Below are 13,201 nucleotides of genomic sequence, written 5' to 3' on the forward strand. Positions count from 1 at the left end.
CATCCACCTGACGTGGGGGGTCGCCATGGGTCTCTACATAGAGACGCACATCCGCGCGGACCTGGACGACCTGTGGGAACGCACCCAGGAACCCGCCCGGCACCAGCGCTGGGACCTGCGCATCAGGGAGATCGACTACCTCCCGCGCGCGGAGGGCGAACCGCGGCGCTTCCGCTACGTCGCCCGGGTGCTCCCCTTCCTCACCGTCGCCGGCACCGGGGTCGCGGCCGGCGAGAGGGAACGCCCCGACGGCACCCGCACCTCCGCCCTGCGTTTCACCTCCGCGCACCCGCTGTCCCCGATCGCCGAGGGCAGCGGCTACTGGCGCTACGTCCCGGACGCGCACGGCGTCCGCTTCCTCACCGGCTTCGACTACCGTCCCCGCTGGGGAGCGTTCGGCGCCCTCGCCGACCGCCTGCTGCTCCGGCCGCTGACGGTCTGGGCGACCGCCTGGTCCTTCGACCGGCTGCGGCTGTGGCTGGAGCGCGGCATCACCCCGGAACGGGCCCTGGCCAACTGGCTGACTGAACTGGCGGTCCGCGCGCTGGTGCTGACCGGCTGCCTGACCGCACTCGGCCTGGAGTCCGCGCGGACCGCGGAGACCTCTCTGAACGCGTTCGGCACCCTGGCCCCCGCCGTGGCGTACCTGTGTCCGCTGCTGCTCCTGGCCGCCGTCTGCGTCGCCCTGTGCAAGAGTCCGCTGGACTCCACCCCGGCCGCCCGCCGCTGCGACCGCTCCCCCGTCACCCGCGCCTGCGCCCCCCGCGTCCTGCGCACCCTGGAGGAGTCCGGATGACCGTGCGACCGCCGACGACGCCCGCGGAGAGGCGCTTATGAGCCCGGAGACGGCGAAGTCCCAGGAGACCAAGACCAAGCTGCTGGAGGGGGCGCTGCGGGTCCTCACCGAGCAGGGGATCGCCAAGACCTCCGGGCGTACGGTCGCGGCGGCGGCCGGGGTCAACCAGGCGCTGGTCTTCTACCACTTCGGCTCGGTCGACGAACTCCTCGCCGCCGCCTGCCGCTACGGCGCCGAGCAGGCCGTCTCCCGCTACCGGGACCGGCTCGCCACGGTGGCCTCCCTCACCGAACTCCTCGCCGTCGGCCGCGAGATACACGAGCAGGAGCGGGCCGGCGGCCACGTGGCGCTGCTCGGCCAGCTGCTGGCCGGCGCCCAGACCCACGCCGCACTGGGCCCCGCCGCCGCGGCGGGCCTCGACCTGTGGATCACCGAGATCGAAGACGTCCTGCGCCGCGTCCTGACGACCACCCCGCTCGACGGGTTCGCCGATCCGGCCGGCCTGGCCCGCGCGGTCGCCGCGTCCTTCGTCGGCATCGAACTCTACGAGGGCGTCGACGAACCCGGCGCCCACGCGGCCCTGGACGCCCTGGAACAACTGGGCGCCCTGGTAGCCGCCCTGGACGAACTCGGCCCGGTCGCCACGAGAGCAGTCCGCCTCCACCTGCGGCGCGCGCGGCGACGCTGAGCGCCTCGTGGGCTATTCGGCGAAATCCCTGGTCACCGCGGTGGGATGGTCGGAGGAAACCGGCTGTGTGCCACAGGGGGCCTCCTCGCCGGCATGGGCGGTGACGCCCAGATCGCGACGCATCGCCTCCCTCGCGACGCCTGTCAGGGCCCAGAGCGCGTGCTGCGCCTCAGCCGCCGACTGCGGGGTCTCGCCCGGGCGGGGGTTTCCCTGTTCCAGGCGCTTGACCTGTCCGTAGACCCCGGTCAGCGCGTCGTTCAGGTCGTGCGCCGGAACGATCACCGCATCGGGGGCGATCATCAGAGCCTCGGACCACCGGTCACGGTAGGCGTCCTTGGTCGCCTCCAACGCCGCTACGTCCTCCCGCCCGAGCCTGCCGTCCCGCAGGAGGTACAGGTGCCGGCTCAGTGCCGTGGCGAACTGCCTCGCCTCCCGATGCAGTTGTGTGTAGCAACTGCGGCGCAGCTCACGATTCTCGCGGGCTTCCTGGATGGCGTGGGCCATCTCCAGCTCCCGCTTCTTGGCCCGGTCGGCGCCCCGCTGGGTGAGCAACGCGGCCCCGAGGGTCCCCGCCACACCGGTGATCGCGACCATGACCGCCCCCACGTCCATTCGGTCACCCTAGACCGCGCGAGGCGCCGACCGGCCGTCCGCCCGCCCGCCGGATCGAGGCGGCGACCGGGGACCGCCGCCCTCGGTCGCCGCCCGTGCCGGTCCGGGTGAGCGGCTCAGGAGCGATCGGCGTACCGGCGTCGCCGAGGCCCCGCCACGAGGGCCGTCCCCACGGCCACCCCGCCCGACAGCAGGAAGCAGATGCCGAGGGGTACGGCGCCGATCAGGAGGCCGGTCAGGAGGGCGCCGGTGGAGCTGCCCGCGTTGACGGCCGCGTTGACCCAGGCGCCGGCGCGGGTGCGGGCGTCGGTGGGGGCGAGTTCGTCGGCGAGGAGGTAGGCCGTGGTGAGGGCCGGGGCGATGAAGGCGCCGGCGAGGGTCATGGCGGCGGTGAGGGTCCACAGGTCGGGGGCGAGTGCGGTCGTGGCGATGACCAGGCCGAGGGCCGCGGCGAAGCAGCACAGGCGGGTGCGGGCGGGCATGCGCCAGGGCAGCGCTCCGTTGAGCAGGCCGCCCACCGCGCTGCCCGCCGAGAGGGCGCCCAGGATCCAGGGCACGAGGGCGGTGTCGTACGCGTGTTGGGCCGTGAAGGCCATCACCAGGAGGTCGAGGCCGCTCAGGGCCAGTCCTACGCCCCCGGCGACCGCGACCGGCGCGAGGAGGCCGGGGATGCCGGAGGGGCGGACGGACCGCTTGTGCGGGGCCTGGGCGGGGCGCGGACCGGGCATCACCGGTGACGTGACGAAGGCACACGCTCCGGCGACGATCAGCAGGGCGCTGAGGAGGAGGCCACAGGCGGGTGGGGCGAGGCCGGCCAGGACGCCGATCAGGGCCGGACCGGAGACGTACAGCAGTTCCTCGGCCACGCCGTCGAGGCTGTAGGCGCGCTGCAACAGGGCCCGGTCATGGACGAGTTCGCTCCACAGGGCGCGCATGGTCGGGCCCATCGGGGGCGTAAAGGCGCCCGCCAGGGCCGCGGCCGTGGCGAGGAGGGCGGCCGGTGCGCCCGGCCGCCAGGTCAGGGCGGCCAGGAGGCACAGCAGGGCGCCGTAGAGGGTCGCCATCGGCGGCAGGGCGCGGCGCGGGCCGTGCCGGTCGATCAGGGACGCCCGTACGGGCATCAGGAGGACCGACGCGGCGCCGAAGAGGGACAGGACGGTCCCGGAGACGGCGTACGAGCCGGTGGCCCGGGTCACGGACAGCAGCAGGGCGAGGGAGACCGTGCCGTAGGAGAGGCGGGCGGTCAGGGCGGCCGTGAAGGCGCGGCGCGCGTGCGGGACGCGCAGGACGGCGGCGTACGAGGGCCGCGGGGGCAGGACGGAGCGCTGCGCGGTGGGCGCGGACATGGCCGGGGTTCCTCACGGGAGGCACGGAGAGGGGACACCGAGGCGCCGCGCCGGCCGACAGCGATGCGTCGGCCGCGTACGCGGGCGCGGGGTGTGCGCTCTACGCCTGGGAGAGGAACATGCGGATCAAGGTACCGGGCCGACCCCGGAGTTGCCCAGCCCCGGGGTACGCAAGCCCGGTCGGCCATCCGCCAGGCCGCGACGGGGGTTGAGCAGCCGCCGGGTGCACGAGCCCGGTCAGCCGGCCCCGTCAGGCCCGCGACCTCGCCAGGCCAAGGGGGGCCGCCCAGCCCCGGTCAGCCTTCGTCAGGCCCGCGACCGGGGTCGACCAGCCGCCCGGCGCACGAGCCCGTCTGCCAGCCGCCCTCAGGCCGGCGGCCTCGCCAGGCCCCGGGGGCCGCCCAGCCCCCGTCAGCTTTCCGTCAGGCCCGCGACCAGTTCGTCCGCCGCGCGGTACGGGTCCAGTTCGCCGGCGACGATGCGTTCGGCGAGGGTGCCGAGGTGGCGGTCGCCGTGGAGGTCGCCGATGCGTTCGCGCAAGGCGGTGACGGCGATCGTCTCGACCTCGCGGGAGGCGCGGGAGAGGCGGCGTTCCGCCAGTACGCCTCGTTCTTCCATCCAGGCTCTGTGCTTTTCGAGGGCCTCGACCACCTCGTCGACGCCCTCGGCGCGGGCGGCGACCGTCTTGACGATCGGGGGGCGCCAGTCGCCGGGGCCGCGGGCCTCGCCCAGGCCGAGCATGTGGTTGAGTTCGCGGGCCGTGGCGTCCGCGCCGTCCCGGTCGGCCTTGTTGACGACGTACACGTCGCCGATCTCCAGGATGCCGGCCTTCGCGGCCTGGATGCCGTCGCCCATGCCCGGGGCGAGGAGGACGACGGCGGTGTCGGCCTGGGAGGCGATCTCCACCTCGGACTGGCCGACGCCGACCGTCTCGACCAGGATCACGTCGCAGCCCGCCGCGTCGAGGACGCGGATCGCCTGCGGGGCGGCCCAGGCGAGGCCGCCGAGGTGGCCCCGGGTCGCCATCGAGCGGATGTAGACCCCGGGGTCGGAGGCGTGGTCGGACATCCGGACCCGGTCGCCGAGCAGGGCGCCGCCGGAGAAGGGCGAGGACGGGTCGACGGCCAGGACGCCGACCCGCTTGCCCTGCTTGCGGTACGCCGTGACGAGCGCGGAGGTCGACGTCGACTTGCCGACGCCCGGCGAGCCGGTCAGACCGACCACGTAGGCGTTGCCCGTGAGCGGTGCCAGCGCCGCCATGACCTCCCTGAGCTGCGGGGACGCCCCCTCCACCAGGGAGATCAGCCGGGCCACGGCCCGCGGCCTGCCGTCCCTGGCCTGGGCCACCAGAGAGGAGACGTCCTGCATCACACAGCTCCGTTCACTTCAGCGTCGTACGAGAGAGCAGCTCAGGCCTTCGGGACCCGGACGATCAGGGCGTCGCCCTGGCCGCCGCCGCCGCACAGCGCGGCCGCGCCGACCCCGCCGCCGCGCCGCTTCAGCTCCAGTGCCAAGTGGAGCACGAGCCGCGCGCCGGACATGCCGATCGGGTGGCCCAGGGCGATGGCACCGCCGTTGACGTTCACCTTTTCCGTGGACACGCCCAGGTCCTTCATTGACTGGACGGCGACCGCGGCGAACGCCTCGTTGATCTCGATCAGGTCGAGGTCGGAGACCTCCAGGCCGTCCTTCTTCAGCGCGTGCCGGATGGCGTTGGACGGCTGGGACTGCAGGCTGTTGTCCGGGCCGGCCACGTTGCCGTGGGCGCCGATCTCGGCGAGCCAGGTCAGGCCCAGCTCCTCCGCCTTGGCCTTGCTCATCACGACGACGGCGGCGGCGCCGTCGGAGATCTGCGAGGAGGTGCCCGCGGTGATCGTGCCGTCCTTGGTGAAGGCCGGGCGCAGCTTGCCGAGGGACTCTGCCGTGGTGTCGCCGCGGATGCCCTCGTCCTTGCTGAACAGGACGGGCTCGCCCTTGCGCTGCGGGATCTCGACCGGGGTGATCTCGGCCTCGAAGATGCCGTTCTTCTGCGCGGCGGCGGCCCGCTGGTGGGACAGGGCGGCGATCTCGTCCTGCTCGGGGCGCTGGATGCCGAGGCGGGTGTTGTGCTTCTCCGTGGACTCGCCCATGGCGATGCCCTCGAAGGAGTCGGTGAGGCCGTCGTGGGCCATCGCGTCGAGCATCTCGACCGCGCCGTACTTGAAGCCCTCGCGGGACTTCGGGAGCAGATGCGGGGCGTTGGTCATGGACTCCTGGCCGCCGGCGACGACGATGTCGAACTCGCCGGCGCGGATCAGCTGGTCGGCGAGCGCGATGGCGTCGAGGCCGGAGAGGCACACCTTGTTGATGGTGAGCGCCGGGACGTTCATCGGGATGCCGGCCTTGACCGCCGCCTGGCGGGCCGGGATCTGGCCGGCGCCGGCCTGGAGGACCTGGCCCATGATCACGTACTGCACCTGGTCGCCGCCGATCCCCGCACGGTCGAGGGCGGCCTTGATCGCGAAGCCGCCGAGGTCGGCTCCGGAGAAGGACTTGAGGGAGCCGAGCAAGCGGCCCATGGGCGTGCGCGCGCCCGCGACGATCACCGAGCTGGTCGTACCGGGAGTTCCAGAAGACATGAGCTGCGATCCCCTTACCGGCCTGCCCGGCCGAGGAGTGAACGAGGGTTTACATCGAATGTACTGAGTGGCACTCCGTGCCGTCACCGGCACGCGGGTGTGATCGCGCGCACGTTGCGTAACCACCTCCGGAGCGCTCCACTGATTCCATGCTGACGCGAATCGACCACATCGGGATCGCCTGTCACGACCTCGACGCGACCGTCGAGTTCTACAAGGCCACGTACGGCTTCGAGGTGTTCCACACCGAGATCAACGAGGAACAGGGCGTGCGCGAGGCCATGCTCAAGATCAACGAGACGTCCGACGGCGGCGCCTCCTACCTCCAGCTGCTGGAACCGACCCGCGAGGACTCCGCGGTCGGCAAGTGGCTCGCGAAGAACGGGGAGGGCGTCCACCACATCGCCTTCGGCACCGCGGACGTCGACCAGGACGCCGCCGGCATCCGTGAGAAGGGTGTCCGGGTGCTCTACGAGGAGCCACGGATCGGCTCCATGGGGTCGCGGATCACCTTCCTGCACCCCAAGGACTGCCATGGTGTGCTGACAGAACTGGTCACTTCGGCCCCGGTTGAGTCGCCTGAGCACTGACCCTCGTACATAGGGGCCGGTAGGGTTGGGGGCGGTCGTCCCTGAACCGGGGCGACCGCGTCCTGTCGTCGTGGCGGCGGGACCAGGCCGGGGTCCGGGTTTCGGGGGACGAGCGTCGGGGCGGCAGCCCGTGCTCCGCCGTTGATCTGACACCATTTCCCCGGGGGCACCGTTCGGCCGATGGACGGAGCTCGTTGGAGAAGCTGACCAGGGGACGGATGGGACCGCGCAGTGCGGGGCTACGAGAGCCAGGAGCGAGAGCCGGCGGCTGACGTCGACCACCTCTCTCGGTTCGAGGCCGAGATGAAGCGGCTGAGGACCGAGCGGGAGAAGGCGATCCAGCACGCCGATGACCTCGGCTACCAGGTCGAGGTGCTGCGCGCCAAGCTGCACGAGGCGCGCCGCACCCTCATGACCCGGCCCGCCTACGACGGCGGTGACATCGGCTACCAGGCCGAGCAGTTGCTGCGCAACGCCCAAATGCAGGCCGACCAGCTGCGTCAGGACGCCGAGCGGGAGCTGAGCCAGGCCCGCGCGCAGACCCAGCGCATCCTCCAGGAGCACGCCGAGCAGGCGGCCCGGCTCCAGGCGGAGCTGCACCAGGAGGCGGTGACCCGGCGCCAGCAGCTCGACCAGGAGCTGGCCGAGCGCCGCCAGACCGTCGAGTCGCACGTCAACGAGAACGTGACGTGGGCCGAGCAGGTGCGCTCGCGTTCCGAGCAGCAGGCCCGCCGGCTGCTGGAGGAGTCCCGTGCCGAGGCGGAGCAGGCGCTGGCCGCCGCCCGCGCGGAGGCCGAGCGGCTGACCCGGGAGGCCCGCGAGCGGCTGCAGAGCGACTCCGAGGCGGCCCGCGCGGAGGCCGAGCAGCTCCTTCGCCGGGCCCGCACGGATTCCGAGCGGCTGCTGAACGCCGCCTCGACCCAGGCGCAGGAGGCCACCGACCACGCCGAGCAACTGCGTAACGACGCGGCCGGCGAGTCGGACGCGGCCCGCCGGCAGGCCGGCGAGCTGAGCCGGGCCGCCGAGCAGCGCATGGCGGACGCCGACGAGGCGCTGCGCAAGGCGCAGGCCGAGGCGGAGAAGCTGGTCAAGGAGGCCGAGGAGGCCGCGGGGAAGGCGCTGTCGAGCGCCGAGGCCGCCAACGAGACCCGGACGCGTACCGCCAAGGAGCAGGTCGCGCGGCTGGTCGGCGAGGCCACCAAGGAGGCGGAGGCCACCAAGGCGGACGCCGAGCAGCTGGTCGCCGACGCCCGCGCCGAGGCCGAGAAGATCGTCACCGAGGCCGCCGAGAAGGCCCGCGGCATCACCGCCGAGGAAGCGGCCACCCAACTGTCGAAGGCGGCGAAGACCGCCGAGGACGTCCTCAACAAGGCCGCCGAGGACGCGAAGAAGACCACGAAGGCCGCCGCCGAGGAGGCCGAGCGGATCCGTACCGAGGCCGAGGCCGAGGCGGACCGGCTGCGCGCCGAGGCGCACGACATCGCCGAGGAGCTCAAGGGCGCGGCGAAGGACGACACCAAGGAGTACCGCGCCAAGACGGTCGAACTCCAGGAGGAGGCGCGCCGGCTGCGCGGCGAGGCCGAGCAGCTGCGCGCCGACGCCGTCGCCGAGGGCGAGTCGATCCGCGCCGAGGCCCGCCGGGAGGCGGTGGCGCAGATCGAGGAGGCGGCCGGCTCCGCGGAGGAGCTGCTCGCCAAGGCCAAGGCGGACGCCGACGAGCTGCGGCAGACCGCGACGGCGGACAGCGAGAAGGTCCGCACCGAGGCCATCGAGCGGGCGACCGCGTTGCGCCGGCAGGCTGAGGAGACCCTGGAGCGCACCCGCAAGGAGGCCGAGCGGCTGCGCGCCGAGGCCGCCGAGCAGTCCGAGACGCTGACGGCGGACGCCGAGCGGGCCGCGCGCGAGCTGCGCGAGGAGACCGAGCGGGCCGTCGAGGCGCGCCGGGCGGAGGCCGCCGAGGAGCTGACCCGGCTGCACACGGACGTCGAGGAGCGCCTGGCGTCCGCCGAGCAGGCCCTCACGGAGGCCCGCGAGGAGGCGTCCCGGATCCGGCGGGAGGCCGGCGAGGAGGCCGAGCGGCTGCGCACCGAGGCCGCCGAGCGGATCCGTACGCTCCAGCAGCAGGCCGAGGCCGAGGCCGAGCGGCTGCGCACCGAGGCCGCCGCCGACGCGTCGGTCTCGCGGGCCGAGGGCGAGAACGTGGCCGTACGGCTGCGTTCGGAGGCCGCCGCCGAGGCGGAGCGGCTGAAGACGGAGGCCCAGGACAGCGCCGACCGGGTCCGCGCCGAGGCTCAGGCCGCCGCGGAGCGGCTGGGCACGGAGGCGTCCGAGACGCTGGCCGCCGCGCAGGAGGAGGCCGTACGGCGCCGCCGCGAGGCCGAGGAGCTCCTCGGTGCCGCCCGCGAGGAGGCCGGCGAGGAGCGCCGGCGGGCCCGCGAGCAGAGCGAGGAGCTGCTGGCCTCCGCGCGCAGGCGCGTGGAGGAGGCGCAGGCCGAGGCGACCCGGCTGGTCGAGGAGGCCGACCGGCGGGCCGGCGAGATGGTGTCCGCCGCCGAACAGCACGCCCAGCAGGTACGGGACTCCGTGTCCGGGCTGCACGAGCAGGCGCAGGAGGAGATCGCCGGGCTGCGCTCGGCCGCCGAGCACGCGGCGGACCGTACCCGGCGGGAGGCCGAGGAGGAGGCGGACCGGGTCCGCGCCGACGCCTACGCCGAGCGGGAGCGGGCGAGCGAGGACGCCTCGCGGCTGCGGCGCGAGGCGCACGAGGAGACCGAGGCGGCGAAGGCGCTCGCGGAGCGGACGACGGCGGACGCGATCGCCGAGTCCGAGCGGCTGCGCGCCGAGTCGTCGGAGTACTCCCAGCGGGTGCGTACGGAGGCGTCCGACGCGCTCGCCGAGGCCGAGCAGGCGGCGTCCCGCACCCGGGCGGACGCCCGCGAGGACGCCAACCGCATCCGGTCGGACGCGGCGACGCAGGCGGACACCCTCATCACGGAGGCCCGCAGCGAGGCCGAGCGGCTGGGCACCGAGACGGCCGCGGAGGCCGACCGGGTGCGCACCGAGGCGCTCACGGAGGCCGAGCGGCTCCAGTCGGAGACCGTCACGGAGGCCGACCGGGTGCGCACGGAGGCCCTGACCGAGGCCGAGCGGGTGCGCACCGAGACCCTCGCCGAGGCGGACCGGGTGCGGGCCGAGTCGGTCGCGGCGGCCGAGCAGTTGCTGGCGGACGCGAGCGGCGACGCGGAGCGGCTGCGCGCGGAGGCCGCCGAGACGGTCGGGTCCGCGCAGCAGCACGCGGAGCGGCTGCGCTCCGATGCCGAGCGCCTGCGAACGGACGCGGAGGCGGAGGCCGAACGGCTGGTGGGCACCGCGCGCCAGGAGGCCGAGCGGACCCTGGACGAGGCCCGCAAGGACGCCAACAAGAGGCGTTCGGAGGCGGCCGAGCAGGTCGACACGCTCATCAACGAGACGGCCGCCGAGGCGGACAAGCTGCTCACCGAGGCGCAGAAGCAGGCGCTGAAGACCACCGCGGACGCCGAGTCGCAGGCCGACACGATGGTCGGCGCGGCCCGCAGCGAGGCCGAGCGGATCGTGTCGGAGGCGACGGTCGAGGGCAACTCCCGGGTGGAGAAGGCCCGTACGGACGCGGACGAGCTGCTGGTCGGCGCCCGCCGGGACGCGACGGCCATAAGGGAGCGCGCGGAGGAACTGCGCGACCGCATCACCTCCGAGATCGAGGAGCTGCACGAGCGGGCCCGCCGCGAGGCCGCCGAGACGATGAAGTCCACCGGCGACCGCTGCGACGCGCTGATCAAGGCGTCCGAGGAGCAGCTGGCCAAGGCGCAGGCGAAGGCCAAGGAGCTGCTGTCGGAGGCCAACTCCGAGGCCGGCAAGGTGCGCATCGCCGCCGTGAAGAAGGCGGAGGGTCTGCTGAAGGAGGCCGAGCAGAAGAAGGCCACGCTGGTCCGGGAGGCCGAGGAGCTGAGGGCCGAGGCGATCCGCGAGGCCCGGGCCACGGTCGAGGAGGGCAAGCGCGAGCTGGAGACGCTGGTGCGCCGGCGCGAGGACATCAACGCCGAGATCTCCCGTGTCCAGGACGTCCTGGAGGCGTTGGGGTCCCTGGAGGCCCCGGCCCCGGGCAAGGACGGCGGGGTCAAGGCGGGCGCGACCGTCGGGCCCCCTCGATCGGGTGGCAAGTCGTCAGAGGGCTAGCCCTCGGGGTTCGTTCCGGTGTGTTCTGGGGGCTTTGCCCGGGTCGTCTTGGCAAGCCCTCCGACCGTCAGCCACTCAAAAGAGGTGTCATTCTCCAGATCAAACACGTATCCGCTCGATGACACACCGCTTCGGCCCCTAGGATTCCACCTATCACCTCACCGGTCTCATTCGACAGGAATCCCATGAGCGACACTTCCCCCTACGGCTTCGAGCTTGTGCGGCGTGGGTACGACCGCGCTCAGGTGGACGAACGTATCTCCAAGCTCGTCTCCGACCGTGACAGCGCTCTCGCCCGCATCACCGCTCTGGAGAAGCGCATCGAGGAGCTCCACCTCGAAACGCAGAACGCCCAGGCCCAGGTCACCGACGCCGAGCCGTCGTACGCGGGTCTCGGCGCGCGGGTCGAGAAGATCCTGCGCCTGGCCGAGGAAGAGGCCAAGGACCTGCGCGAGGAGGCCCGGCGCGCGGCGGAGCAGCACCGTGAGCTCGCCGAGTCGTCGGCCCAGCAGGTGCGCAACGACGCGGAGTCGTTCGCCGCGGAGCGCAAGGCCAAGGCCGAGGACGAGGGCGTCCGGATCGTCGAGAAGGCCAAGGGCGAGGCGGCCCAGCTGCGCTCCGAGGCGCAGAAGGACGCGCAGTCCAAGCGCGAGGAGGCGGACGCCCTCTTCGAGGAGACCCGCGCCAAGGCCGCGCAGGCCGCCGCCGACTTCGAGACGAACCTGGCCAAGCGCCGCGAGCAGTCCGAGCGCGACCTGGCCTCGCGTCAGCAGAAGGCCGAGAAGCGGCTCGCGGAGATCGAGCACCGGGCGGAGCAGCTGCGCCTGGAGGCGGAGAAGCTGCGCACGGACGCCGAGCGCCGCGCCCGTCAGACGGTGGAGACGGCTCAGCGTCAGGCCGAGGACATCGTGGCCGACGCGAACGCCAAGGCCGACCGGATCCGCTCGGAATCAGAGCGGGAGCTGGCCGCGCTGACCAACCGGCGCGACTCGATCAACGCGCAGCTGACGAATGTGCGGGAGATGCTGGCGACGCTGACCGGGGCGGCTGTGGCTGCCGCCGGCTCGCCGGTCGAGGACGAGCCGGTTTCCCGGGGTGTTCCGGCCCAGCAGTCCCGGTAACCGAGGGGTTCGGTTCGCGGGGAGCTGCCGGTCCGCTGTGGCTGGTCGCGCAGTTCCCCGCGCCCCTTTGGGGCGCATCCGGTCCGCGGTGCTTCCAAGTCAGCGATGCTGGTCGCGCCCGCGCGGCGGAGCCGCATATCGATACAGCCCCGCGCCCCTTTCGGGGCGCGTTTCCCCTCGGGGTGCTTTGAACCTGAGCATCGATACAGTCCCCCTGTTCTCCAGTGGCAGGGGGCTTTTCTGCGTTTTAGCGTGGCCGCATGATCGAGCTGGTGGGGCTGAGTAAGCGGTATGGCGAGAAGGTGGCGGTCGACGGGCTGAGTTTCGCTGTGCGGCCGGGGATCGTGACGGGGTTCCTCGGGCCCAACGGGGCCGGGAAGTCCACGACGATGCGGATGATCCTGGGGCTGGACCGGCCGACGGCCGGGGACGTGCGGATCGACGGCCGGCACTACGAGGAGCTGCGGGACCCGCTGACGTACATCGGGGCCCTGCTGGAGGCGAAGGGGGTGCACGGTGGCCGCAGTGCCTTCAACCACCTGCTGTGCCTCGCGCAGAGCAACGGCATCCCCCGGCGCCGGGTGGACGAGGTGCTGGACACGGTCGGTCTGACCGCGGTGGCCCGGAAGAAGGCCAAGGGGTTCTCGCTGGGCATGGGGCAGCGGCTCGGGATCGCCGCCGCGCTGCTGGGCGACCCGCGGATCCTGATGTTCGACGAGCCGGTCAACGGCCTCGACCCCGAAGGCATCCACTGGATCCGGAACCTGATGAAATCGCTGGCCGCGCAGGGGCGGACGGTGTTCGTCTCCAGCCATCTGATGAGCGAGATGGCGCTGACCGCCGACCACCTGGTCGTCATCGGCCAGGGCAGGCTGCTCGCCGACACCTCCATGGCGGAGTTCATCCGGCAGAACTCACGGTCGTACGCCCGGGTGCGCAGCCCGCAGCGCGAGCGGCTGCTCGACGTGCTGCACGAGGAGGGGATCACCGTCGTCGAGGCGGGCGGCGGCGCGCTGGAGGTGGAGGGCGGCAAGGAGGCCGAGCGGATCGGCGAGCTGGCGGCCCGGCACGGGATCGTGCTGCACGAACTGAGCCCGCAGCAGGCTTCGCTGGAGGAGGCGTTCATGCGGCTGACGGCGGAGTCGGTGGAGTACCACGCGCACACCGGGACCGCTCCCGTCCCACGGGACTGGGGCGCCGACTGGAAGGGGGCGTAGA

At 73.3% G+C, this 13,201-nt stretch carries 10 protein-coding genes; 6 read left to right on the plus strand and 4 right to left on the minus strand.

From position 1 onward, the window contains the following. Nucleotides 1–25 precede the first annotated feature (25 nt). Nucleotides 26–796, plus strand: a complete 771-nt coding sequence (locus ABZ854_RS08730) for a hypothetical protein (RefSeq protein WP_361206411.1) — start codon at nt 26–28, stop codon at nt 794–796. Nucleotides 797–833: 37 nt separating this feature from the next. Further along, nucleotides 834–1,484, plus strand: a complete 651-nt coding sequence (locus ABZ854_RS08735) for a TetR/AcrR family transcriptional regulator (RefSeq protein ID WP_361206414.1) — start codon at nt 834–836, stop codon at nt 1,482–1,484. 12 nt (nt 1,485–1,496) lie between these two features. Here the strand turns inward: ABZ854_RS08735 and ABZ854_RS08740 are convergent, their stop codons facing one another. The 4 genes from ABZ854_RS08740 to ABZ854_RS08755 all read right to left on the minus strand — a co-directional run bounded on the left by ABZ854_RS08740 (nt 1,497) and on the right by ABZ854_RS08755 (nt 6,060). Then, nucleotides 1,497–2,096, minus strand: a complete 600-nt coding sequence (locus tag ABZ854_RS08740) for a hypothetical protein (protein ID WP_361206417.1) — start codon at nt 2,094–2,096, stop codon at nt 1,497–1,499. Between the two features lie 116 nt (nt 2,097–2,212). Next, nucleotides 2,213–3,442 carry an MFS transporter gene (locus ABZ854_RS08745; protein WP_361206419.1) on the minus strand — a complete coding sequence of 410 codons (1,230 nt, stop codon included), beginning with the start codon at nt 3,440–3,442 and terminating at the stop codon, nt 2,213–2,215. 411 nt (nt 3,443–3,853) lie between these two features. After that, a complete protein-coding gene (meaB, locus tag ABZ854_RS08750) occupies nt 3,854–4,810 on the minus strand; it encodes a methylmalonyl Co-A mutase-associated GTPase MeaB (RefSeq protein ID WP_361206422.1) in 957 nt (318 codons plus the stop codon). A 41-nt stretch (nt 4,811–4,851) separates the two neighbouring features. Continuing rightward, nucleotides 4,852–6,060 carry an acetyl-CoA C-acetyltransferase gene (locus tag ABZ854_RS08755; RefSeq protein ID WP_361206425.1) on the minus strand — a complete coding sequence of 403 codons (1,209 nt, stop codon included), beginning with the start codon at nt 6,058–6,060 and terminating at the stop codon, nt 4,852–4,854. Between the two features lie 149 nt (nt 6,061–6,209). On the opposite strand from ABZ854_RS08755, the gene mce reads away from it, so the two are divergent. The 4 genes from mce (at nt 6,210) to ABZ854_RS08775 (ending at nt 13,200) form a co-directional block, all read left to right on the plus strand. Next, the gene (gene mce / locus ABZ854_RS08760; RefSeq protein ID WP_361206428.1) at nt 6,210–6,650 is read left to right on the plus strand and encodes a methylmalonyl-CoA epimerase; all 441 of its coding nucleotides are present in this window, start codon (nt 6,210–6,212) and stop codon (nt 6,648–6,650) included. Nucleotides 6,651–6,881: 231 nt separating this feature from the next. Then, nucleotides 6,882–10,862 carry a polarized growth protein Scy gene (gene scy, locus ABZ854_RS08765; protein ID WP_361206431.1) on the plus strand — a complete coding sequence of 1,327 codons (3,981 nt, stop codon included), beginning with the start codon at nt 6,882–6,884 and terminating at the stop codon, nt 10,860–10,862. A 185-nt stretch (nt 10,863–11,047) separates the two neighbouring features. Continuing rightward, nucleotides 11,048–11,983, plus strand: a complete 936-nt coding sequence (locus ABZ854_RS08770) for a cellulose-binding protein (protein ID WP_129306519.1) — start codon at nt 11,048–11,050, stop codon at nt 11,981–11,983. Between the two features lie 260 nt (nt 11,984–12,243). Next, a complete protein-coding gene (locus tag ABZ854_RS08775; RefSeq protein WP_361206434.1) occupies nt 12,244–13,200 on the plus strand; it encodes an ABC transporter ATP-binding protein in 957 nt (318 codons plus the stop codon). The last annotated feature ends 1 nt before the right edge of the window (nt 13,201 follow it).

Source organism: Streptomyces sp. NPDC047028, from assembly GCF_040644095.1.
Lineage (GTDB): Bacteria > Actinomycetota > Actinomycetes > Streptomycetales > Streptomycetaceae > Streptomyces.